We start from the raw sequence: 23235 nt of genomic DNA, 5'->3' as shown, positions 1-23235 counted from the left end.
CACAAGGAATGAGTGCATGTTAGTTCATTTTAATGTTTGACAATGCGACTGCAATTGCATCCAGAACTTCGTAAGTACTCTCGCTTAAATAGTTATTTATCATAATTGAAAAAATCAACTTTTCTCCATCTGACGCTGTGACAAACCCCGATAAAGCTGTAACCCCATTCAGAGCACCTGTTTTTGCTCGTACATTGCCCTCTGCAGCTGTTCCTATCATACGGCTTCGCAATGTACCGCCAATAAAACGATCCTTATTCCCCGCTACAGGAAGCGCGTTCAGAAATGTCGGATACCAAGATTTGGATTGTACTGTGTGGAGAAGCTCGGATACTTCATTTGCAGTGACGAGGTTTTTATGTGACATGCCGGAACCGTCGCGAAGCAACATATTACTCGAATCGATTCCCATATCTGCAAGAGTGCTGTGCATTACTGCAAGTCCTTTCTCCCAGCTACCTTTGGCGCCAATCACACGACCCATTTCTTTTACCAGTACTTCAGCATGACCGTTGTTACTCAATTTCAAGAAGGGGATGAGTAGTTCTTTCAGTGGTATTGATTGTCTTGATGCTACTAAAGTGGCTCCCGCAGGAACTTTTTTTCTATCCAGTTTAGGTGCTTCAGAGAACGTGATACCTTGTTCTTCAAGTACAGTTTGAAAGACGTTAATAGTATAGTTTGAAGGTTCCCAAACGGATGACCAGGTTCTTGTTTTTTTGGATCCTACTGGAATCGTTCCTGAAACGACGATTGTGTTCGTGCCATGCCGCCGTTCAACTCGGATGTTTTTCTTACCGTTTTTTTTCACTGTTTGCGTATTGTTAATGACGGTTAGATAAGTATTTGCAGGAACCATGCGCACTTTTCCTGCTTGTCCCGACTTAGTTGTAGGATTTACTTCGATAATCACTGTTCCGGCGTCATAATCATTATTTGGGGATAGCGTCAATGCCGAGATTTGTGAACCTGTATAGTACGGTTCATCGGACCAATTTAGGTCTTGAGATAGGCGGTCGGTGTCGAACCAAGTATCGTCTGCATATAAATTCCCTTTGATGGAGCGAATCCCTTTTTCTTTTAACTCAGATGCAAACGTATTTAAACCATCCTTCGTCAGCGTTGGATCACCTTTCCCTTTTAAATAGAGATTCCCGTACAATAGACCGTTCGAAATCCGTCCATCCGTATATAGTTCTGTTTTGAATATGTGATCTTCACCAAGTGTATCAAGCGCTGTTGCACCGGTCAGTAACTTCATGACGGATGCAGGATGAACCCGTGTATCACCGAGATGAGAATAGACAATTTTGCCCGTCGATGCGTTTCGGATACTGACTCCAGTTGTCGCACCTTTTAACCGAGGATCATTCAGGATTTCATCCAGCTTCGGAAATCCATTAGACTCATGGACCTTAACTACGGGGGCTGTGGTATTTTCCAAGGCAACAGTAGTGTTCTCGGTACCTTTGTCATTCTTACCGTTAAATAGCGTTAAAACCGTAACAATCACAACTAAAAGGCCTATTAATTTTAATGTCTGGCTCTTTGTCAACCCCTCTTCACCTCCAGTACATTTAGTAGTTTATACAATGCGTGCATGTAGGTATTTTATTTGCAATACCGGACGAGCCATCCATCAGGACCACATGAAATATTCGTGCCGCGCCATCCTTCTTCAAGAAGTTTTTGTTGCGTTTTTGTGTCTTGCATCGGAACGTCTTGCTCCGCTTTCCATTCACTACCTTTTTCGTGGAGGTGTTTCACGAAAACATAGCGCAACAACCCACCATACTTTTGCTTAAGCGCTGCAATTTCCATCTGTTGCGAAAACTTGTCCTTTAGACTAGCGATATTGAACGGTGCAACGGTTGCACAGACATATTTATATTCATCTTTTTTCAATTGTTCCATCAAAACAATTGCCATTGTTTTTTGTAGTTGATAGCCGCGATAGCGCGGTGAGACATTCGAAATCTCCTGGTAAATAACGGACTCTAACTCGTTTCGATCAAGACCGACATCAGAACCAAGATGCTCTTCGTCGTCACCCGGTACCAGTAATGCACGAAATGCGACAAGCCACCCATCCGCAAACACCCCTACCATCTTACCGCCGCCAGTCAAAATATATTCATACTCATTTTCTGACAGCGAAGATAATGAATCTGGATGATCAAGTACTTGTAATACTTCTTTTTGTACATGATAAATGGCCTTAAGGTCTTCCAAATGTAATGCACGTATGAAAAAAGGATGCCCGTCTTTTAATAAACCACTATAAAGAACCTCCATATTTTAAGCTCCTCCACTTTCATTCTAATTGGATTAAAATGTTAATATGGTATACTATTATTGAAAATTGACTGAATTGAGGGATTACTCTTGACGACTATTTTAAAAAGTATTGGCCAAATTGCAGTACCCGTAAAAGATATCAATCGTGCAGTGTCATTTTATCAAGATGTACTTGGGTTAACACTCTTATTCAATACCGAAACGATGGCTTTTTTTGATTGTAACGGTGTGAGACTGCTCCTTAGTCTGCCCGAAACGGAACAATTCACAAACGCAAGTTCCGTCCTTTATTTCCAAGTAGACGACATTCATGCGAGTTACAAAGAACTTAGTGAAAAAGGCGTTCCTTTCACTGATAAACCACATTTTATCGCAAAAATGGGCACTATGGAGACCTGGATGGTATTTTTCAACGATACTGAAGGTAATACACATGGACTGATGAGTGAGTTTGAGGTGTGATTTTTCTTTTGAACTTGGACGAAAGTAGATTTAAATAATGCGCTGGTGTGTTCATTATCAGGAGATTTGTGATTCGGAGTGTGGATTTTAGACCGCTTGGCGCTCTGGGGATGCCTCTGGCCACGAGCCTAGATTAACGCTTCGCATCAAGTCTCACGGCTTCGGCTACCCCTTTGCCGCGCTTGCGCTGGAGTTTTCCATTGTTGAGAGAGATTTTGAGATGAATGGACTGAGATTATAATGTGATTACTATTTGATACTAATTTCATTGAAGAAAAACGCACTATAGATTGCAAGTCTAATTCCCAATAACGAAATTTGCTTTCTAAAAGAGGCCATCCAGCGAAGGCGCGTCTACGTGGTAGCCGGAGCGATAAGACTGATGGAGGGATGTAGTTCAATCCCTCCTTGCTCTTCTTTCCGGTTTATCGGAGGGCACTGAAAAAGTTCTTTTTTATAGTTAGAACTAGTTGATTGTAGTGAAGAGCGGCGACTCCAGCGGGAAAAGCGGTTAGGAAGAGAAAGTACACTCTTCCTTGGCTGAAAGCCCCGCGGGAACGTAGTGACAAGGAGATTGAAGCCGTGCCCGCGGAAAGCGTCCGCTCGGAACGGAAATCAACGGGATTGAAGGAAATCGGACTTTTTCAGTGCCCTCGCTTATCGCGGGATGCATCCACAAAGCGCAGAAGCGGTATTAGCAGGATTTCCAACTCTATCCATTGTATCGAGACTTTTATTAATCGCCTTCGCAATCCCTGATAACGAAATACACTTTCTTACATAGTCTATCCAGCGAAGGTGCGTCCAGTGGTAGCCAGATCTCTGATTCCATCCAATTGATTTACCTTTTCCTCCTACCCAAGAAAACAAAAATAGTAATTGTAGCGAGTCCTACAATCCCCAAAAATTGATACATAATAACAGCATCTCCGCCCAGGTTATACTCATCGACAATATGTCCTTCAGCAACAAGAAGCATTGCTGGAATGTACGTACAAACTAGTAAAATACTCACAACAGAGAAGAGATTTAGCAACCTTCCCTTCTGAAATATAACGACAAGCAACACAATAAATAGAATTAATATAAAAGCAGTAAATACAGGCCTAAAGAAAACAAATTCCGGAAATTGATACTCCACTACAATCTTCCCCCTTTTCACGAGATATGGATAATCCCTACCAATAAGACAGTTACAACAATTTTAATGTTTCGTTAATTTCGATTAATATATTTCTAAAGTTAGTCACACAAGACTTTCTCAAATTATTTTCCGTACAAAAATAGTACCGCCAATGACAGTACTACTTTGCAAATCAATATGAAATCCCAACACGAAAACCGCTGTTTTCATTCTCCAGTAGTTCATTGTAGGCAAAAGCAGCCGCGTCACCAACCGAAATCTTTTTACCCTCCAACGGCAACAAATCGCGCTCAGTTCTGTAATTTCCCGCCTCGGCACCATCCGGCAAATAAGTAGGGCAAACAATCGTCCACGTTAGCCCAGACTGCCGAAGCATGTCATATACTTTATGATGCTCTTGAGCCGCGAAAGTCAGCTTCCGATTCGAATCCCCCGCTTCATAGCGTAGCTTTGCAGGATTGTCTCTGCTTTGTAAGATACCCGCCGTCCCGATTGTGACTATTCGACTGACGCCATTCTCTTCCATCGCTTTAATCATATGTGGGACCGCCTCAGTCAACGTTGTCGTTCTATCCGTACCTAGAGCACTAAATACCGCGTCGACGCCTGTAACGGCACGCGACACTACTTCAGCATCACAGACATCCCCTTGAATGACCGTTAACTGGTCTGACGATGCCAATTTCTCTGGCGAACGAACAAGTGCCACTACATCATGACCTTCCGCAAGAGCGCGTTTTAGTACATCTCCGCCTATACGTCCTGTGGCACCAAATAGTGCTATTTTCATCCCAACCACCTCATTAACATTTTGTTAGAAAGTTCTTTTATAACTATAAAGAATGCTCATTTCTTCACCATTTCACCTCCAGTATACCAGAAACTTGTATACCGTTATATTTCAGGCTATACTATCTGGAAATATTTAACTACCATTCATTATTTCTCTTATAACTCCCTATTGTTCACTTGTTCACTCATTCACTTGATCACTGTTTGTATGATTGACCAACAACGCTCTAAAAACGAAAAGAGGATTACCCCTAATTGGGTAACCCTCTTTTTGTTTCATTAAACTAGCTCTTCAACTAGCTCAAGCATTGTACCGTTCTTCGCAAAATTCGTATGCCAAGAGAATGCCTTTTCAAGAATATGTGGCGTTTGTCCGCCTCTTTCAAGCGCTTCACTATAATACGCACGTAGCTGTTCACGATACAGTGGATGTACGCAATTTTCGATAATGAGCCCGACACGTTCTCTCGGTGCAAGACCGCGTAAATCGGCATATCCTTGTTCAGTCACAATAATATCAACATCGTGTTCAGTATGATCCACGTGCGATACAAACGGAACGATACTTGATATCTTGCCGCCTTTTGCCACCGATTTCGTAACAAAAATAGCAAGGCGTGCATTGCGGGCAAAATCACCTGATCCACCGATGCCGTTCATCATCCTTGTCCCCGAAACATGCGTTGAATTGACGTTCCCGTATATATCCAATTCAAGTGCAGTATTAATGGAGATCAAGCCGAGACGGCGGATAATTTCTGGGTGATTGGAGATTTCCTGTGGACGCATGATCAATTTATCCCGATACTGCTCGAAGTTACTATAGACATGCTTCATCTTTTCTTCAGACAATGTAATCGAGGCGCAAGAAGCAAAACGTACTTTTCCCGCATCAATTAATTCGAAGACTGCGTCCTGCAACACTTCTGAATACACCTCTAAGTCCTTAAATTCAGAGTTAATCATGCCGTGCAGAACCGCATTTGCCACCGATCCAATTCCTGATTGTAAAGGTGCAAGACGTTCTGTCAGACGGCCTGCTTGAACTTCACTGCGCAAGAATGTCAGTAAATGCTCCGCCATAATTTCCGTTTCATCATCAGGTGCATCGATTGTTGAAGGAAAGTCCAACTGATGCGTGAATACGATGCCTTTTACTTTACTCATGTCAATTGGGATACCCATTGTACCGATACGGTCATCGACTTTCGTTAACTGAATTGGAGTCCTTTCGCCCTGCATGCCGGGGTCGTATAAATCATGTAACCCTTCTAACTGTAAAGAGTGCGCCGTATTAATCTCGATAATGATTGATTTTGCATGGTTTGCAAACGATAAAGAGTTTCCAACAGATGTCGTTGGAATAATCATTCCGTCCTCCGTTATTGAAACCGCTTCCAAAATCGCAAAGTCAATTGGCCCTATTATTTCTGAGCGGACGAGTTCCGCTGTATGTGATAAATGATGATCTACGAACAAATGCTCACCATCATTAATCTTTTTTCTCATTACAGGGTCTGCCTGGAATGGTCCACGTTTATTGACAATACCTGATTCCGCAAGCAATTTATCAATATCCGAGCCCAAAGAAGCTCCTGTATATATATTAACTTTAAATTGTTCTGTTTCTGCACGCTTGATCAATGCCAACGGAACTGCTTTGGCGTCACCCGCACGTGTAAAACCGCTCAATCCGAGGGTCATACCATCTTCAATCCAAGATGCCGCTTCTTCTGGTGAGACAACAACGTCCCTCAATTGAACATTTCTAATTCGATCCATCTGACTGCCCATCTTCAACTGCCCCTTTTCATAACCTTTTGTTAATTCTAGCGTACACGCCAACACGAGCGAGCATTTATGGTTTGGAAAGAGAATAATCGGTTAAGGCATTCAAATATCCGACTGAAACAGCATCATTCAAACATGCCTCGGTGTGATTGCGTCAAGATACTGAATTGACCTTCATTCCTCCCTGCTAAAACCCTAATAGTTTGCGGAAGTAACTGGAATACGTTTGACTGACTGGAATCTTGGTACCGTTATCCATTTCTAATACAAAAGTTGAGTGCATGTCTGGGTAAATCCCTTTAATATGATGGACATTGACGATAAAGGAGCGATGACAGCGTACAAAGGAATCACGCGGCAATAAATATTCAAATTCTTGCAATGTATTTTTATGAGTGCCTAAAAAACCTTCTGCCACTACATACGTTTTTCGATCTTTCACTTCAACGTATTTCACATCTGTAAAAGGCACAGGAATCCATCCATCATGCGTTTTCACCGTAACCACAGATTTCCCGTCCGTGTAAGCCGGATAAATTGCGGTCACACACCCTTCGAGCACCTCACCATTATAAAACGGGACAGCCATCCCATGATAAGGAACGCCGAACACATCACGGTTGATAAACTCAGATACTTTCTGTTTTTGAGAGATTGCCTTATATGCAATCGTTCCTTCTTTCAATAGATCACCCGGTCTAATTTTTAAATCCACTCGTTTGCTGGGCAGATAGTAAAGGTACTTTTCCGTGTTCGACACCGCAATCGAGATTTCATCAGAAAATAATTCACCAATAACATCTAGTAGTCCACCAAGACTTAACTTCTCCATTTCCATAGCTCCCTTTATTCACATATAACGATTCTTTCCTTTTATTATACCGGATTCGTCTAGTAAAGTAGGTTGATACCGCTTTTGTGGTCAATGTATATCATGCCCTATAGGTTTTGCTGTATAATTAATTGTACAACTTTATATATCTCTATTATAATGAAATTTATCATAAACTAAAAATTGTGATAATAGAAAAACCTAAGAATGAGGGGATTAAACATGCACGTTAGAGACTTACTGATGGAAAGACTTGGTGTATCTACGGTGAATATCAATCAAACTGTGGGGGAAGCACTGGATGCGATTAACGCAAGCGGCTACAGATGCATTCCTGTTGTCGACCAGGATGACAACTATAAAGGAATGATTTATAAGGTACACTTGATTGAATATCTATATGAAGAAAATGGGGATAAAAGCGAAAAGATTGATCACTTGCTGATGCACCAAGATACATTCATAACTGAACGCTCTTCCTTTTTAAGCGCACTCATAAAAATTAAAGCACTACCTTTTCTAAGCGTTGTTGAACACGGGAAACTTGTCGGTATTTTAACGCATAATAAAGTGGAAAGTGTCCTCGGTGATGCTTTCGGTTTAAAAACAGGGGGAATCAATCTTACAATTTCTTCAACAGAAGCGAAGGGTATGATTGAAAAACTTACGAAAACACTACGTGGTGAACTGATTGAAGGCATGTTTACACTAGATAATGGTTCTGTCCTTGCTAGACGAGTTGTCATTACGCTTGAAGATGGCAAAACGGATGCTGAAATCGAAAAGTTAAAAGGAAAGCTTGAAAAAGAAGGATTCCGTATTCTACAAATCGATAAAATTGAAAAAGCCAACTAAGTACACTATTTTAAAACGACGTTCACTTTCTATAAAGTGAACGTCGTTTTCCATTTATTTTATACGGCTTTTAAATCCGGTTCTGGAACACGTGATAGAATTGCCAAACCAATGATGAACAGAATAACAAGACTGAACACTCCGTATGCAGAACTTCCAGTTAGCTGCGCAGTCACCCCTACAAGTAAAGGCCCCATAACTGATGCAAACTTGCCGAAAATATTATAGAAGCCGAAAAATTCGTTGGATTTTTCTTTCGGAACAAGCCTTGCAAAGTACGAACGACTTAGCGCTTGAATACCGCCCTGTGAAGTTGCAACGAGCATTGCCAATATCCAGAAATCCATCGTCGTTTTCATGAAAAATGCATAAATACATACGATGATATATACACAGATTCCTACGTATAACATCTTTTTTCCGGTGAATTTCTGTGCCAGTTTTCCGTAGAGAATTGCAAACGGCGCCGCAACGACTTGTGTGACAAACAGGATAATAAGCAGATTCGTCGCACTAATTCCCAAATCACTTCCGTACGCCGTCGACATCGCAATAATCGTCCCAACCCCATCTATATAGAAGAAATAAGCCAACAAAAATAAAAAAACGGTTCGGTATTTGCGTATTTCTTTGAATGTGCCACCAAGACGCCTAAAACCGCTCGCCACTAGATTTGGTTCACGTTTAATGCCGTGAATTTGATGGACATTTTTAACCATAGGAATCGTGAATACAGCCCACCAAATTGCCGTAATAACGAAAGCAATTCGACTTGCCGTGCCTGTTGCCAGCGGGATTAGCTCTTGTTGAGCCAGAATTATAATTGCAATACTAAGTATGAACGGAATCGTGCTCCCAATATACCCGAGTCCAAAACCACGTGAAGATACTTTGTTCATTCGTTCTTCCGGCGTAACGTCTACTAAAAATGCATCGTAAAATATATTCGACCCGTGAAAACCGACGGCGGTGATGGTGTAAATAATTAATAACCATAGCCAGTTATCGCCCGGAACGAACGCCAATGAAGCCGTTGCTACCGTCCCCATCATGAAAAAGAACAAGAAGAATTTTTTCTTTAAACCTTCATAATCGGCAATCGTTCCTAACAGCGGACCAATCATTGCCAGTATGAATGTGGCAATGGCGACCGTATACCCCAAATATGCGGTAGAGTTTGACATACTTACGCCAGCATCCGTAGCAACCGCCTTATAATAAAGCGGAAACACCGCAGTCGTAATAATAATTGAATATGCCGAGTTCGCCCAATCATAGAAAATCCAGCTATTCTCCTGTTTGCTGTACTTCTTCATGCCATCATCCCCCTTCGCTCCCTACGTACAGTGTACAATAAGAAAGGTTGAAAAATAATGATTAATCTAAATTTTACAATTGGGGTAAACCCACTATTCTGCGATGAATACATATGTCGACATCGGCAGAACTGCAGTACTCTTTCGTGCTTCTTCTAACAAAATTACTTCAGATTGAATGAGCGACTTTAGTTTGTCAGGCAAATCAACAAGGGTATTAATTTCCTCTTTAAAATCATTTACCGTCATAGCGATTTCCCATTCCGCATCTTGCAGCTGAGGTGAATGAATGGATTGTTCATTTGTAACGGTCCAGCCCACGTTTTCTACAACCCGTTTAACATCCGTCGGCGTAAACAGTGTACGTATATTCGAAAGACTGCTTTCTTTGAAACATTCATACTGGGATTGAATAAGCACGGCTAAGAAATGCGGGTATTGTTCAATCATTTGAATCCTTGAATCCCATTCAGCAAAACAAAGCATCTTGCCCCATTTTCTAGCCCTCTTCAAAATGTCTTCTAATTCCTCAATTGATATTAAGTACCAGGAACAATGGGAGAAAACAATATAGTCAAAACTATTTTCAGGAAAATCATTCTCCATTGATAAAACATCAACGTTAAATTCCATTTTAAGCTGTTTCCCTAACTTCGACTGCTGTAAATAACGGGCGGAATCGCCTAGCGTTATCGGGGCACCGTAATCTGGACACGCAATATCTACCCCATGGGTTGTAATCGCGTGGTCTTTCATATGCACACCTCTTTCTTTGTAAACAGTTTTGTAAACTAAGTATACTTATTTCCATACACCTAATATAAAGCCCATTATTGTAAATGTGACAACATGGTATCCTGCATTAATTAAAAAAAATTTCATTGACTTTCTTTCAAATAAATAAGTGATACCCATTGCAGTTGCAACCCAAAAAAGTCCGATCATGAACCCTGTAAAAGTGCCAATTAACGCGTTTCTATCAGGTCCTAGAAACAACGCCAACATAAACGAAATGATTAAAGATAAAATAAATGAACCTCCAAAAATCTTTGCCATATTACTATTTTTCAACATTTCTTCATTAAAATCATTTTCAACCATCCAAGCTTTTGTAAACAAAACAGAATACCAAATACCCCCTATGATGAAAGCAGATAATGCTGATACTAACACTGCAAAATAATTAATTGAATCTAATGATTGCTGAAAATCCATTTGTTTCACCCACTTTCAACTTGTTTAATTGTGATACCAAGTAAGTTATTATGCCCGCCTATTCTGTATTTGTATTCTATTAAATGATACAAATGTCCTTTGTTTTCAAGTAAATCATTTAACCGTACGTAAATTATAGGGCTTGAATACCAACACTTTCTCTGGACTATTTCCGGCTCGCTTTCGGCGAATTAATCAGCTGTTTTATTATCCTTTAATTAAAAAAGCGTCCAGAGCCATATTTCGCTCTACACGCTTTCAAAATTATTACAGCTCTTGATAGTTTCTTTGATGGTTGCCACCGTCTTTTACATCTGCATGATACAACGCTTTTAACGCGAAACTTTTCTCCAAGTCAAGTTCTGCCATTATCTGTTTCAGACGTTTTGACAGCTCTGGATCGTTCTTCACAAGCTTCTCCATTTTTGCTTTTGAATATTTCATAAACTGATTCCTCCCTCGCACTAAATTTGTCTTTTCATTATACCACCTATTTAAGGTCATTCGCCCAATTCAGATTTGCTATACTACTGGTAGAAGCAAGAAACGGACAGGAGCGACAACATGTATAAAACAATCGGTATACTCGCACACGTTGATGCAGGAAAAACGACTTTTTCTGAGCAACTGCTTTATCATACAAATCGCATTAAACAAAGAGGACGCGTGGACCACAAAGACGCCTTCCTCGATAGCCACGCCATTGAAAAAGAAAGAGGAATTACTGTTTTCGCAGATCAGGCATCTATCTCCTATAATGGCTCCATGTATACGATTATCGATACGCCTGGACATGTCGACTTTTCTCCCGAGATGGAACGTGCCATTCAAGTAATGGATTACGCCATAATTATCATTAGCGCGAGCGACGGCGTGGAAGGCCATACTGATACTGTGTGGCAGCTGCTTCGAAAACATCAAGTCCCTACATTTTTCTTCATCAATAAAACCGATCGTGAAGGAACGAACGTCGACAACATCATACATGAAATACGGACCAATCTATCGGAAGACATTTGTGATCTCACGACTTCTTTTAATGAAGGAATCATGCAAGAAGAACTCATCGAATTTGTAGCGGAGCGGGATGAAGAATTGCTGGAAACCTACATGAATTCCGGTTATGATTTGAGCTTATGGCTTGAAACGCTACAAACGATGATTAAAGAAAACAGCATCTTTGCAGTTTCCAGCGGTTCAGCACTAAAAGACATCGGTATTCTTGATTTTTGGAGGAAACTCGATTTATTGACCACTACTTCTTACAACGATGACAGTGAATTCGCTGCACGCGTTTATAAAATCCGTCATGATATAAATGGCAATCGAGTCACATACCTGAAATCCCTGAGTGGCACGCTAAGTGTTAGAGATGAGGTGAACTATGGCAATACCACCGAAAAAGCAACACAAATCCGTATCTATAATGGTAATAAGTTTAAGACAGTTGAACAAATTCATGCAGGTGAACTATTTGCTGTTACAGGATTGACGCAGGCATCCATCGGCGACGGGATAGGTACGCTTACAGAAAAGTCGATATACGATATGATTCCGACCCTCAAATCGAAAGTCATTTTCAATTCATCCATCCACGTCAAAGAAGTACTGCAATGCTTCAACTTATTGGATGCGGAAGACCCTTCACTAGCCGTGACTTGGGACGAACACTTTCAAGAAATACACGTCCATGTCATGGGCACCATCCAGCTCGAAGTCCTTCAGCAAATTGTCAAAGAACGTTTTTCCCTAGACGTTTCTTTTGGTGACCCCAAAATACTGTATAAAGAAACCATTGAAACGACCGTTACAGGGTACGGCCATTTTGAACCGTTGAAGCATTACGCCGAAGTACATCTATCAATCGAAACTGCAGCTAGAAATAGTGGCATCCAATTTGAAAATAAGTGCCATGCAAACGACCTCTCGATTGGCCATCAAAACTTAGTACGTAGCCATTTATTCGAGCGGGATCATAACGGCTTACTAACGGGTTCTCCCCTCACTGATGTGAAACTAACGTTACTGACTGGACGTGGACATAATGAGCACACGTCTGGCGGCGATTTTAGAGAGGCAACCTTCCGTGCATTGCGGCAAGGCTTGGAGAAAGCCAAGAATAGGCTTCTGGAACCTTATTACAATTTCAAACTAAAAGTGGATCTGGATCATATGGGACGCGTATTGTCAGATATTCAACAGGCATCCGGCAGCTTTGACCCGCCCGAAACCACACACGGATTGGTGATTGTGAAGGGACGAGTTCCCGTCGCTACTTTCATGAATTACAGCACCACCTTAGCTTCTTTTACGCATGGAAAAGGGACATTAAGTCTGTTATTCGGTGGCTATGATGAATGTCATAATGAGAAGCACATCATAGATGAAATTGGTTATAATAAAGAGGCGGATCCCGAATACTCATCCACCTCTATTTTCTGTGCGAAAGGGAAAGGCTATCCTGTCCCGTGGGATGAAGCGGAGAATGCCATGCATTGTTTATAATGTAAAAGTATTGAAATAGTATAGGGTTATGCCTAATAGATAGATGATAGAAAAGCTTGTATGATTATCAAAATTATGTGGAGAACGACTATTCTTTCGCACTTAAAAATGCTGATTAAAATAAATGACGGATGGGAAGGAACTATTACATAATGTTATCAAGAATTCAAAATCTCTCATCTGTATCTCTGCTACTAGAGGAGAATTTTGCTGTTTCTATTATAGATGCTAACGGATTTATCACTTATGTGAATCAAATTTTTTGCGATATCACAAAATACCAGGCAGAAGAGTTAATTGGGAAAACATATGGATTTCTCAATAGCGACTACTCCGATGAGACTACCCTTCTCGAAATAAAAAATGAAGTAATGAACCATAAAGTATCACATCAAAAAATAAAGAGTCACGCCAAAGACGGAACTCCATTCTGGATCCAAGCAACCATCGTCCCTGTTCTTGGCGATAATGACCAAATCATACAGTATATTTCTTTCGATATGGACATTACAAGCAAAGTACTGATGGATGACAATTATAAAAAAGCACTGTTAGACTTTCATAATATCGAAAATGCACTCAATCAATCTACCATTGTTGCCATCACTGATCGAAAAGGATTGATCACTTATGCAAATGATAAATTTTGTGAACTGTCTCAGTATCCGCTTGAAGAACTAATTGGACAAACTCACCGAATCGTTAACTCAGCTCATCACCCTAAAAGCTTCTTTAAAGAAATGTGGCAGACAATCGGAAAGGGGAGAATTTGGACGGGTGATGTGAAAAACCGATCAAAAGATGGAAAAAGCTATTGGGTGAACACCACAATTGTCCCCCTTCTTAATAATAAAGGAGTACCTTATCAATACATCGCCATCCGATCAGATATCACTGCTAGAAAAGAAGCGGAGCAATCACTTGAAATTGCTTTAGAAAATGATTTCCGCCAGACTGTAAAAAACCTACAAAATGCAATTTTTAAGTATACATACGATGACAAAGGAAAAATCCTATTCACACTTATGGAGGGTAAGATTGCACAAGAACTCGGCATTACTGTGGAAAAAATCAATTTGCGCAAAGTGGAATCTTCTTTTTCAAAAAAGGAACTTGCTCAGATATTCCGTGATCTAACGAAAGGGATGGAAGGTAAGGTTGTTCAATTTGAATTGCTTCTCTATGGTTATACTTTTCTAGTTTATTTGTCACCGATTTCTGTAGACGGCGAGGTGGTTGAAGTAGTGGGTACCGCCATCGATATTTCCGAACGGAAAGAAGCGGAAAAACTTGTTGAACATATGGCATTTTATGATCATTTGACGGGTTTGCCAAATAGAAGACTTTTTCAAAAAAAAGTAAATGAAGAAATTGTACAAGCACAGATAGAAAATACTCAATTTGCAATTATGTTTATCGACCTCGATCGCTTTAAGAATGTCAATGATTCTATGGGTCATCCAATCGGAGATCAGCTACTAATAGCCGTAGGACAAAGATTACTGAAATCTGTTCGGAAAAATGATTTTGTTGCACGCCATGGTGGAGATGAGTATATCATTTTACTTCCTTTCTGCCAGCCATCGGAAGCGGATACAATAGCTGCACGAATCGTCGATGAACTAACACACCCGCTGACTCTTCAGAACATGGACTTGTATGTCACTTCAAGCATCGGCATCAGCACTTTTCCGGAAGATGGACATGATTATGAGACCTTAACTAGAAATGCTGATTCAGCAATGTACCTTGCAAAAGAAAAAGGAAAAAATAACTATCAATTTTTCACAGAGGATTTACATCGTGACATCGTCGAAAAAATGACACTGGAAATGGAACTTCGGCATGCACTAAAAAGAGATCAGTTCCTGCTCTATTATCAACCGCAAATCGATATCAACACAGGTGAAATAACCTGATTGGAAGCTCTTATCCGGTGGCATCATCCATCGAAAGGCATAATTTCACCCGCTGACTTTATTCCGATTGCAGAAGAGACTGGTTTGATTGTCCCAATCGGCCAATGGGTGCTCGAAACAGCGTGTGCACAGACTAAGAAGTGGCAAGAAACTGATTTCCCGAAGTTACAGATCAGTGTCAATGTTTCATTTATCCAGTTCATGCAAACCAATTTTGCCAAGCAAGTAGAAGAAACACTTGTCCAAACAGGGCTACAGCCGCACTATCTAAACTTGGAAATAACCGAAAGCATGACGTCAGACGCTTTGAACTGTCAGAAAACGCTCTATCAGCTTAGAAAAATCGGCATCAATATCAGCATCGATGATTTCGGGACTGGATTCTCATCACTTAGTTATATTAGTAATTTTCCGATTACCCACTTGAAAATCGACCAGGTATTTGTACAAGGTACGAGTACAAGCAACAAAGCCATTGTTAAAACCATCATCAGTCTGGCAAAAAACTTGAATTTAAAAGTTATTGCAGAAGGCGTTGAAACGGAAGAACAAGCACGTTTTTTAAAAGACTTGGATTGCGATGAAGTACAAGGCTACTATTATTACAGGCCGCTGCTCAAGGAGCAAGTCACTACCCTATTCACGATGTCGAATTTAAATCCAGTGAAATAATCTGATTGATGACAAGAAAACCCGCATTCAACTGCTATGAATGCGGGTTTTCTTTCATTTGTCGGTCCCGAAACGCAACACAAGAAAAAGTTCATTGGGATCTTTCTCGCGCATACCGGATACTTTTACTCCCTTAATGAGTTCAAAGGGAGTATTATTTTCAAGGAATTCAATATAATCACTAGTGGGATAATAAAGGATGATATCTACAGACCGCTGATTCTTTTCAACAGAAAGAAGAATATTATCAACGACTTTCATGAAGATTTGAATCGAAAATGGATTGAAGAAATAAAACCGATTATCTCCCGCATCGACCTCGTACTCCTCTGCCAGACAGCGTTCAAAATAGATAGATGCATTTGTCCGCTTAACCTTTTTCATGTAACTCGCCTGATTTTCAAGCGCTTCTGTATACAGCTGCCCACTCATTTCAATCCCCGTCACTGAAACATCAAATCGATTATGTATGTAAAAAGGCAGTCTGCCTTTGCCACATCCAAAATCTACAACGCTATCCGTTTTGGTCAGTTCATAGACTTGAAAAAACTGATCCAAGGCATCATAAGGCGTCGCTTCGTACCGGTTATAATGAGAGGACTGATGCAACCATTCCCGGGTACCGACGGTATTAATACGTAGCGATCGATCGCATTTTTTATCATACATAAGAAGTCCTCCCGCCTGTTTACATACATTGTATCAAAACATAAGAAAAAAACCCTGATAACTTTAAAAGTCTTTGTTTTCATTGTTTATTCAGCATGTTTTCACAAGCACTCAACCTTTTTTCGTTAAACAAACATTGCCTGGTATTATGATTTACGCATTGTTATAAACATAGTCGCATTTTCGATAAAAACGCTATAGTTCTGTTTTAACGTTTTTATCAATATCAGTCAAGATAATGGTACTGTTGATTGAATTCTCTTTCTCGGTTCAACTAACTGTATTATTAGTTAACTGGTAATGGTATACTCGCCTTTATCTATGCGTCTTAAAATTTAGGAATTGGAACAGAAGACGTTTTTTTGTTAAGGAGCGGTGGGTAAATTGGACACAAAACAATTACGAATGTCTGTCACTGTGTTAGCTGGATTTCAATGGCTTTTCTTTATGTTCGCTAATACGGTGGTCATTCCAATCTCAGTTGGCAGTGCTTTTCAGCTGGAGTCTGTTGAAATAGTATCAGCTATTCAGCGTTCTTTCATTTTTACAGGAGTAGCCTGTCTTCTGCAGGGACTCTTCGGGCATCGCTTAGCATTAATGGAGGGCCAATCGGGTCTTTGGTGGGGCGTCATTTTAAGCCTGGCAGCAACCGCTAGTACAATGAATCTAGAACTAACAACGGTTGGCGGTAGTATTGCAATTGGAGTCATGATTTCTGGTGTAATCGTTGCCCTTCTTGGATTGCTCGGCATCGGGGAAGTCCTAAAAAAATGGTTTACACCTGTAGTGATGTTTGTTTTTCTTCTGTTGTTAGCCAATCAGCTTATTACTGTTTTCTTAAAAGGAATGATTGGTCTAAATACAGGAGATTCTATCGATGTAAAAGTTGCAGTTTTTTCGTTTCTACTCGCTACACTTACGATTCTGATTCATGTATTAGGAAAAGGAATCATCAGCAGTTTGAACCTTCTCATCGGGATGACGGTCGGTTGGATTGGTGCTGTAATTCTATTTCCAGTGGAGGCCACAGAAACAATTAACACGAAACCTTTCCTCACTTGGTTTCCATGGGGTTCCCCCACTACGTTCGAATGGGGCATAGTGATTACTGTTATTATCACTGGACTATTAAACACAACAAATACGATAGCCACATTAAAAGGGGCAGAAGATATTTTCGAAAAAGAAACGACGCCAAAACAATATCGGTCCTCTTTCCTACTAACAGGACTGTTTTCAACTGCTTCAGGTGTTCTTGGCCTCGTTCCTTATGCACCCTATACTTCTTCATTAGGTTTATTACAGTCGTCCGGGATTCGTGACAGGGCACCATTTTTCATAGGTTCTGCTCTATTCATTCTTCTGGGGATGAATCCAATGCTTAGTACATTTTTTTCGACCATTCCACAAAGCGTCGGAAATACGGTGCTTTTTGTAGCCTATATCCAGCTATTCCGTTCAGCAATCCGTAATATCGAGGGCCTGACATTTGAGCCAAGAACCGTCTACCGCATTGCAATTCCTGCGTTACTGGGACTGTCAATCATGTCACTCCCCGCAACCGTTTTTACAACAATTCCACTACTGGCACGACCAATCCTCTCAAACGGGATGCTTATGGGGATTTTAACCGCGCTCTTTTTGGAGTTGTTGTATTATCTCAGCCAAAGGGCTAAGAAAAGTAGACAGTAAAAAACGGGCTAGCCATTTTAGAGTTCATTATTGAGAGCGAATTGTGAGGCGGAGTGTGGAAAGTAGATCGCTTGGCGCTTTGGGGATGCCTTTGAAGCCACTGAAAAAGCCGGATTTCCTTCAATCCCGTTGATTTCCGTTCCGAGCGGACGCTTTCCGCGGGCACGGCTTCAGCCAATCGAACAGCAAAGGGTTCGATTTGCCGTATTTCTGCGTTCTTTGCAGAAATTAAGGCATTCTTGCCTCGTGCTCCCAACGCTAACGCTTTTGGTCGCAAAAGCCGGTCCCGCTGGAGTCGCCGCTCTCCACTACAATCAACTAGTTCTTATTATAATAAAGAGCTTTTTCAGTGGCCTCCCTGCGCTGGAGTTTCCCATTATTGAAAGTAATTCAAAGATGTGTGCACTGAGATTATAATGTGATTACTATTTGATACTAATTTCATTGTAGAAAGACGTACTATAGATTGCAGGTCTACTCCCTAACAATGAAGTATGCTTTCTTAAAAAGACCATCCAGCGAAGGCGCGACTTCGTGGTAGCCGAAGCGATAAGACTGATGGAGGGATACAGTTCAATCCCTCCCTGCTCTTCTTTCCGGCTTATCGCGGGAGGCATCCACAAAGCGCAGAAGCGGTAATAGCAGGATTTCTAATTCTCTCCATTTCTAACCTGGGTCATCCAGCGAAGGCGCGACTTCGTGGTAGCCTGAGCGATAAGACTGAAAGTGCTCTCCTTTCCGGCTTATCGCGGGAGGCATCCACAAAGCGCAAAAGCGGTAATAGCAGGATTTCTAATTCTCTTCATAGCCCATTATCCTATAGTAGAAAAAGGTGATTACATGAATACAAAATTGTATACAAATAATGAAAAACTAATCGCGGGCATTACCATGAAGGATGAGACCGAGCTTGATAACAATAATATGGCTCTCCACGCATGTATAAACCCTGATGATGTAAGACAAAATCGGCAAAAATTAGCTACTTTCTTGAATTGTGAGTTGGAAGCTTTTGTTTGTGCCAATCAAACACATAGCTCCAATTTCCATGAAGTGACACTTCATGACAAAGGGCGAGGCGCAAATCAATTGGATACCGCTATTGCTGATACAGACGCCTTATACACATTTGAGCCGAATCTAGTATTATGTAGCTTTACTGCCGATTGTGTTCCATTGATTTTCCACAATGATGCATCGGGTGTGATTGGTGTGATTCATTCAGGATGGCAAGGTACAGTAAAAGAAGTCTCCTTGAAAGTTTTCGAGCATTTGAAACTGGATAAACAATGCAACCCGAGTGATTTTCGTGTCCAGATTGGTGCAGCACTGAGCCAAGAAATGTTTGAAGTCGATGAAGATGTATACTTAAAATTCAAAGAGCTAGGCTATACGGATGATTTTATCTATTACAATGATCAAACCCACAAGTATCACATTGACAATCAGCGAGTCGTGAAAAAACAATGTGAGTTGGCAGGCATTCCGACTGAGCAGATTACAATTGACGAGACCTGTACGTATGTAAGTTCAGATGGTTTTTCGTACCGTCAAGACAAAAAGAGCGGGAGACATCTTAGTTTTATTATGAGAAAAGATAATTGACCTTATCTATTTCTAAAAAATTCAGACAAAAAAGCACATCAACTAGTCCCATCGATGTGCTTTCATAATGTAATTTATTGATTATTGACGATATCTACTTGCCAATCCTTTTAGGAAGTTTCTAGCGTATCTGTCGCCACATTCTTTATAATTTCGTTGTCCTTCTTTTCTAAGAACTGCACTCAATTCGCTTTTAGAAATATTAACTCCTGTGTCTTCTAAGATATCAAGAATGTCTTCACTTGTAAGTGAAAGTGCAATCTTCACTTTTTTGAGCAGGATATTATTAACATTCCGATTGTTATTTGCCATTAAGAATTGTTTTTGGGAATCCTCTGGTTTTGTATCTTGTGTTCCTCTTTTTAAACGAACTAAACCGTTTAAAAAGGACTCTAACGTAATGTTGTCGATTTTTTTAACATATTCATCGTCTTGCACTTCATTCGTACTACTATTTTTTGCTTTTGATAACATTTCTTGTACTTCTTCTTTCGTTGTTTGAATGCCGCCTAGCCCGAAAATTTCAACCATATCCATATCCTTTATATCCAACGCATATCTTAACCTAATTAATATATCGTTATTAGTCATTTTTATCCCTCAAAACCTTTCCTAATTGCATAGTCATTATCAGTGTATCCTTTACCCTATTATTGCATTAATTTATTACCATGTCTCTCCAAGTGTCCGCTGTGATTCGAAAAATCAACTATATTTACCTTTTAACTGATCACTGCCAATACCGCCAAATACCATTAAAAGTAGTGGTAAAAAGTTGGTGACTACTTTCGGCAAACCTTCTAGTAAAAGAATATTTGTACCCACAAAGTTATTTAAAACGATAATAATTACTTTTGACGCTAATAAAAATACACCTATCAAAAACATACTGTCGAACAAAACTTTCCACTTTGGATATGCCAATTGCTTACTATCTTGAATTACTTTCTCTTTTAACTCTTCATCACTTCTTAATAGCTCGTCTATCGTAATACCAAATAAATCACTCAAATCGATGATTACCTCGATACTCGGATAGTTTTTTCCTGTCTCCCATTTGGAAACCGATTGGCGACTAACATGAAGCTTTTCAGCGAGTTCTGTTTGTGACCAACCCTGCTTTTCTCTTTCCTTTTTTAAACGATCACTTAAAATCATACTTTTCATCGCCTTTCCTAGCAATTACAGTATTTCAGAAGTAAGTAGATAAAGTAAAGCTAGTTATAGGCGCATCTAGGTGCAACCTTTAGTTGCCACCTAGAATGTTCACTAAAATTCTTTCTTTCAACACAAATGGTAATTTAATGATTTACTTATGATACGGTTCATTCTTCATAATTCTAAAAGCCCTATACACTTGCTCCAGCAATATGAGCTTCATCATTTGATGGGGAAAGGTCATTTTCGAAAAAGACAACGATTCATCCGAGCGTTTCATCACACTTTCGTGGAGTCCAAGTGACCCTCCAATAACAAATGTCACTTTGCTTCTTCCATAAGTCATCAATGACTCTAGGTCTGCCGATAACTCCTCCGACGTCTTCATCTTCCCATCAATCGCAAGTACAATCACATACGCATCTGTCCCTATTTTCGACAAAATACGATCCGCTTCTTTTTTCTTTACAATTTCCATGTCGGCATCACTTAATGATTCGGGTGCTTTTTCATCTGCCACTTCGACGAGCTGTATTTTTGTATAAGCTCCGAGTCTTTTTGAAAACTCTTCAATCCCCATCTTCAAATACTTTTCTTTTAGTTTTCCCACTGTCACAATTGTAATATTCACAAGTTATCCACCTTTTTTTATTTGTTATAAACAAAACTTATACACATATCCACAGGAGTTATCTACATGTTGTGTTCGACTAATCGTTCGCCACAACATACAATGCTGGCTCTTCACAATAGGAGCATTTTGTGGATAACTTTTCTTCATCTCGTACAGCTTCCATTACTGGAAACTTTACCTGATCTGCCACAAAAACGTCAAGTGCATGGTTTATATGGGTTTCACAGCTATATATCTTCATTTTTCATCCCTACTTTCATCCTTTTTCTAACACACAAAGTTATTCACAAATTTTTAGATTTATCCACAAATAGTGAATATAATAAAAAAAGTAGGCAAAATAGCTATCAGCTAGCTACCTCGCCTACTGTGGATAAACTAAAATGTAAATTGTTTGTAACTTTTATTACTAGAACGAGTTTCCGTCTCTTAAAACCATTTCAATTTCAAGTAACTTCCCTTGCCGATATACTTTCATTTGCATTGTGTCACCTACATCCTTCGCATTATACAGATGTTTGCGCAGGCTGACCATATCTTCTATCTTTTCGCCGTCCATTTCGACGATAACATCGTACTGCTTCACACCCGCAATTTCAGCAGAAGAGTTAGCTATGACATCATTGATAACTACGCCATCTGTTACACTTTCGGGTAACTTCAACATTTCCCGCTGTTGTTGTGCTGGAATGCTTCGGAGATCGAGTAATGTAACGCCCATCGTTGGGCGGTTTACCTCACCAAACTTTTCTAGTTGATCAATAATAGGCATAGCAAGGTTTATTGGAATCGCAAGTCCTATTCCTTCAACAGTTGCCTCTGATATTTTCATGGAATTGATGCCAATTAACTGACCCGCAAGATTAATAAGCGCTCCTCCTGAGTTCCCGGGATTAATGGCAGCGTCCGTTTGCATAACATCCGCAAACCAGTCCACTGATCCATTACCATCAAAATCGATTGGAATTGAACGGTCCTTCCCGGATACGACCCCGACAGTTACGGAACCTGAAAAACCAAGCCCGAGCGGATTACCGATTGCGATAACAGGTTCTCCACGTTTCAAAGCATCCGAGTCACCAAACTCGATAATTGTTTTTACAACTGCAGCATCAATTTCAATAACAGCCAAATCTGTCCACATATCGCTTCCTACAATCTTTCCCGCTGTCTTTGAGCCATCATCGAAGGATATCTCGATTTCAGTTGCGCCTTCTACTACGTGATGGTTTGTAACTATATATGCTGTATTCCCTTGTTTTTTATAAATGACACCCGAACCGGACCCTGTTTCTATCGTTGTTTCAGTTGTCGACCAGATATCACGGTCCGTTTTCAAATTTGTTACACCAACAACCGAATCTGCCACTTTTTCGACAATATCTGTCACATCATTATTCACATCGAAGGACACACGCTCTGCTCCTATCTCACCAGCTTTCTGGGCAGTTGTCGCACTCTCTGTGTCTTCCGCGATGTCATTTCCATTATGCATGATGAACCAGACGATCAATGCACCTAGTAGTACACCCAAAAACCCCGATACGAAACCACCTCTTTTTCTGGGTCGCTGTGGAACTGGCTGCTGTGAAGGTTCTTCTATAGGTGGCCTCAACTCCCTATTATCTGGATTTTGATTGAATTCATCCATTTACCTCTCCCTTTCTGAAAAGAAC

At 40.4% G+C, this 23235-nt stretch carries 23 protein-coding genes; 7 read left to right on the top strand and 16 right to left on the bottom strand.

Annotated elements, in window-relative coordinates:
* Window positions 1-19 precede the first annotated feature (19 nt).
* A complete protein-coding gene (dacB, locus tag AC1TO6_RS16205) occupies window positions 20-1555 on the bottom strand; it encodes a D-alanyl-D-alanine carboxypeptidase/D-alanyl-D-alanine endopeptidase (protein WP_482102660.1) in 1536 nt (511 codons plus the stop codon).
* 56 nt (window positions 1556-1611) lie between these two features.
* Window positions 1612-2295, bottom strand: a complete 684-nt coding sequence (locus AC1TO6_RS16200) for a GNAT family N-acetyltransferase (RefSeq protein ID WP_482102659.1) — start codon at window positions 2293-2295, stop codon at window positions 1612-1614.
* A gap of 90 nt (window positions 2296-2385) precedes the next feature.
* Between AC1TO6_RS16200 and AC1TO6_RS16195 the strand changes: the two genes are divergently transcribed.
* Window positions 2386-2760, top strand: coding sequence for a VOC family protein (locus AC1TO6_RS16195; RefSeq protein ID WP_482102658.1), 375 nt, complete (start codon window positions 2386-2388; stop codon window positions 2758-2760).
* A gap of 841 nt (window positions 2761-3601) precedes the next feature.
* Here the strand turns inward: AC1TO6_RS16195 and AC1TO6_RS16190 are convergent.
* The 4 genes from AC1TO6_RS16190 to AC1TO6_RS16175 form a co-directional block, all read right to left on the bottom strand.
* Window positions 3602-3901, bottom strand: coding sequence for a hypothetical protein (locus tag AC1TO6_RS16190; protein WP_482102657.1), 300 nt, complete (start codon window positions 3899-3901; stop codon window positions 3602-3604).
* 175 nt (window positions 3902-4076) lie between these two features.
* A complete protein-coding gene (locus AC1TO6_RS16185) occupies window positions 4077-4694 on the bottom strand; it encodes an NAD(P)-dependent oxidoreductase (RefSeq protein ID WP_482102656.1) in 618 nt (205 codons plus the stop codon).
* 281 nt (window positions 4695-4975) lie between these two features.
* Window positions 4976-6490, bottom strand: a complete 1515-nt coding sequence (locus tag AC1TO6_RS16180; RefSeq protein ID WP_482102655.1) for an acetyl-CoA hydrolase/transferase family protein — start codon at window positions 6488-6490, stop codon at window positions 4976-4978.
* A 184-nt stretch (window positions 6491-6674) separates the two neighbouring features.
* On the bottom strand, window positions 6675-7319 hold the full coding sequence (locus AC1TO6_RS16175) for a LytTR family DNA-binding domain-containing protein (RefSeq protein WP_482102654.1): 645 nt from the start codon (window positions 7317-7319) through the stop codon (window positions 6675-6677).
* Window positions 7320-7541: 222 nt separating this feature from the next.
* Here AC1TO6_RS16175 and AC1TO6_RS16170 point away from each other — a divergent pair, with 222 nt between their 5' ends.
* Window positions 7542-8174, top strand: coding sequence for a CBS domain-containing protein (locus AC1TO6_RS16170; RefSeq protein ID WP_482102653.1), 633 nt, complete (start codon window positions 7542-7544; stop codon window positions 8172-8174).
* 59 nt (window positions 8175-8233) lie between these two features.
* Here the strand turns inward: AC1TO6_RS16170 and AC1TO6_RS16165 are convergent, their stop codons facing one another.
* The 4 genes from AC1TO6_RS16165 to AC1TO6_RS16150 all read right to left on the bottom strand — a co-directional run bounded on the left by AC1TO6_RS16165 (window position 8234) and on the right by AC1TO6_RS16150 (window position 11149).
* Window positions 8234-9490: an MFS transporter gene (locus tag AC1TO6_RS16165; protein ID WP_482102652.1), complete on the bottom strand. Its 1257-nt coding sequence runs from the start codon at window positions 9488-9490 to the stop codon at window positions 8234-8236.
* A gap of 93 nt (window positions 9491-9583) precedes the next feature.
* Entirely contained in the window at window positions 9584-10246 is a 663-nt protein-coding gene (locus tag AC1TO6_RS16160; RefSeq protein WP_482102651.1) for a class I SAM-dependent methyltransferase, read from the bottom strand.
* Between the two features lie 45 nt (window positions 10247-10291).
* Window positions 10292-10705: a DUF1761 domain-containing protein gene (locus AC1TO6_RS16155; RefSeq protein ID WP_482102650.1), complete on the bottom strand. Its 414-nt coding sequence runs from the start codon at window positions 10703-10705 to the stop codon at window positions 10292-10294.
* 267 nt (window positions 10706-10972) lie between these two features.
* Window positions 10973-11149 carry a hypothetical protein gene (locus AC1TO6_RS16150; protein WP_482102649.1) on the bottom strand — a complete coding sequence of 59 codons (177 nt, stop codon included), beginning with the start codon at window positions 11147-11149 and terminating at the stop codon, window positions 10973-10975.
* A 120-nt stretch (window positions 11150-11269) separates the two neighbouring features.
* On the opposite strand from AC1TO6_RS16150, the gene AC1TO6_RS16145 reads away from it, so the two are divergent.
* The 3 genes from AC1TO6_RS16145 (at window position 11270) to AC1TO6_RS16135 (ending at window position 15801) form a co-directional block, all read left to right on the top strand.
* Complete coding sequence (locus AC1TO6_RS16145) at window positions 11270-13210, top strand: GTP-binding protein (RefSeq protein ID WP_482102648.1); 1941 nt, start codon at window positions 11270-11272, stop codon at window positions 13208-13210.
* 152 nt (window positions 13211-13362) lie between these two features.
* Window positions 13363-15129, top strand: a complete 1767-nt coding sequence (locus AC1TO6_RS16140) for a diguanylate cyclase domain-containing protein (RefSeq protein WP_482102647.1) — start codon at window positions 13363-13365, stop codon at window positions 15127-15129.
* Window positions 15130-15801 carry a putative bifunctional diguanylate cyclase/phosphodiesterase gene (locus tag AC1TO6_RS16135; RefSeq protein ID WP_482102646.1) on the top strand — a complete coding sequence of 224 codons (672 nt, stop codon included), beginning with the start codon at window positions 15130-15132 and terminating at the stop codon, window positions 15799-15801.
* A 54-nt stretch (window positions 15802-15855) separates the two neighbouring features.
* Here the strand turns inward: AC1TO6_RS16135 and AC1TO6_RS16130 are convergent, their stop codons facing one another.
* A complete protein-coding gene (locus tag AC1TO6_RS16130) occupies window positions 15856-16470 on the bottom strand; it encodes a class I SAM-dependent methyltransferase (RefSeq protein WP_482102645.1) in 615 nt (204 codons plus the stop codon).
* A gap of 384 nt (window positions 16471-16854) precedes the next feature.
* Here AC1TO6_RS16130 and AC1TO6_RS16125 point away from each other — a divergent pair, with 384 nt between their 5' ends.
* Together AC1TO6_RS16125 and pgeF are read left to right on the top strand one after the other, a co-directional pair.
* Complete coding sequence (locus AC1TO6_RS16125; RefSeq protein ID WP_482102644.1) at window positions 16855-18162, top strand: uracil/xanthine transporter; 1308 nt, start codon at window positions 16855-16857, stop codon at window positions 18160-18162.
* Between the two features lie 840 nt (window positions 18163-19002).
* Entirely contained in the window at window positions 19003-19767 is a 765-nt protein-coding gene (pgeF, locus tag AC1TO6_RS16120) for a peptidoglycan editing factor PgeF (RefSeq protein WP_482102643.1), read from the top strand.
* Between the two features lie 81 nt (window positions 19768-19848).
* Here the strand turns inward: pgeF and AC1TO6_RS16115 are convergent, their stop codons facing one another.
* The 5 genes from AC1TO6_RS16115 to AC1TO6_RS16095 form a co-directional block, all read right to left on the bottom strand.
* Window positions 19849-20364: a YehS family protein gene (locus AC1TO6_RS16115; RefSeq protein WP_482102727.1), complete on the bottom strand. Its 516-nt coding sequence runs from the start codon at window positions 20362-20364 to the stop codon at window positions 19849-19851.
* A 108-nt stretch (window positions 20365-20472) separates the two neighbouring features.
* Entirely contained in the window at window positions 20473-20925 is a 453-nt protein-coding gene (locus AC1TO6_RS16110) for a helix-turn-helix domain-containing protein (protein ID WP_482102642.1), read from the bottom strand.
* Between the two features lie 151 nt (window positions 20926-21076).
* A complete protein-coding gene (gene rlmH / locus AC1TO6_RS16105) occupies window positions 21077-21556 on the bottom strand; it encodes a 23S rRNA (pseudouridine(1915)-N(3))-methyltransferase RlmH (RefSeq protein WP_482102641.1) in 480 nt (159 codons plus the stop codon).
* A gap of 79 nt (window positions 21557-21635) precedes the next feature.
* Window positions 21636-21800, bottom strand: coding sequence for a CxxH/CxxC protein (locus AC1TO6_RS16100; protein ID WP_482102640.1), 165 nt, complete (start codon window positions 21798-21800; stop codon window positions 21636-21638).
* A gap of 168 nt (window positions 21801-21968) precedes the next feature.
* The gene (locus AC1TO6_RS16095; protein ID WP_482102639.1) at window positions 21969-23210 is read right to left on the bottom strand and encodes a S1C family serine protease; all 1242 of its coding nucleotides are present in this window, start codon (window positions 23208-23210) and stop codon (window positions 21969-21971) included.
* Window positions 23211-23235 lie beyond the last annotated feature (25 nt).

The sequence above is a fragment of the Sporosarcina sp. Y352 genome, assembly GCF_056786535.1.
The sequence above is the reverse complement of the archived record's forward strand: the minus strand, read 5'-3'. Positions and strand labels throughout refer to the sequence as shown.

What these genes read in the sequence shown, in the direction of transcription:
- AC1TO6_RS16175 (WP_482102654.1), bottom strand. Translation starts at nt 7,319, where the DNA reads ATGGAGAAGTTAAGTCTTGGTGGACTACTAGATGTTATTGGTGAATTA.
- AC1TO6_RS16140 (WP_482102647.1), top strand. Translation starts at nt 13,363, where the DNA reads ATGTTATCAAGAATTCAAAATCTCTCATCTGTATCTCTGCTACTAGAG.
- AC1TO6_RS16145 (WP_482102648.1), top strand. Translation starts at nt 11,270, where the DNA reads ATGTATAAAACAATCGGTATACTCGCACACGTTGATGCAGGAAAAACG.
- AC1TO6_RS16110 (WP_482102642.1), bottom strand. Translation starts at nt 20,925, where the DNA reads ATGATTTTAAGTGATCGTTTAAAAAAGGAAAGAGAAAAGCAGGGTTGG.
- AC1TO6_RS16155 (WP_482102650.1), bottom strand. Translation starts at nt 10,705, where the DNA reads ATGGATTTTCAGCAATCATTAGATTCAATTAATTATTTTGCAGTGTTA.
- pgeF (WP_482102643.1), top strand. Translation starts at nt 19,003, where the DNA reads ATGAATACAAAATTGTATACAAATAATGAAAAACTAATCGCGGGCATT.
- AC1TO6_RS16160 (WP_482102651.1), bottom strand. Translation starts at nt 10,246, where the DNA reads ATGAAAGACCACGCGATTACAACCCATGGGGTAGATATTGCGTGTCCA.
- AC1TO6_RS16150 (WP_482102649.1), bottom strand. Translation starts at nt 11,149, where the DNA reads ATGAAATATTCAAAAGCAAAAATGGAGAAGCTTGTGAAGAACGATCCA.
- AC1TO6_RS16165 (WP_482102652.1), bottom strand. Translation starts at nt 9,490, where the DNA reads ATGAAGAAGTACAGCAAACAGGAGAATAGCTGGATTTTCTATGATTGG.
- AC1TO6_RS16100 (WP_482102640.1), bottom strand. Translation starts at nt 21,800, where the DNA reads ATGAAGATATATAGCTGTGAAACCCATATAAACCATGCACTTGACGTT.
- AC1TO6_RS16185 (WP_482102656.1), bottom strand. Translation starts at nt 4,694, where the DNA reads ATGAAAATAGCACTATTTGGTGCCACAGGACGTATAGGCGGAGATGTA.
- AC1TO6_RS16180 (WP_482102655.1), bottom strand. Translation starts at nt 6,490, where the DNA reads ATGGGCAGTCAGATGGATCGAATTAGAAATGTTCAATTGAGGGACGTT.
- AC1TO6_RS16095 (WP_482102639.1), bottom strand. Translation starts at nt 23,210, where the DNA reads ATGGATGAATTCAATCAAAATCCAGATAATAGGGAGTTGAGGCCACCT.
- AC1TO6_RS16170 (WP_482102653.1), top strand. Translation starts at nt 7,542, where the DNA reads ATGCACGTTAGAGACTTACTGATGGAAAGACTTGGTGTATCTACGGTG.
- AC1TO6_RS16130 (WP_482102645.1), bottom strand. Translation starts at nt 16,470, where the DNA reads ATGTATGATAAAAAATGCGATCGATCGCTACGTATTAATACCGTCGGT.
- AC1TO6_RS16200 (WP_482102659.1), bottom strand. Translation starts at nt 2,295, where the DNA reads ATGGAGGTTCTTTATAGTGGTTTATTAAAAGACGGGCATCCTTTTTTC.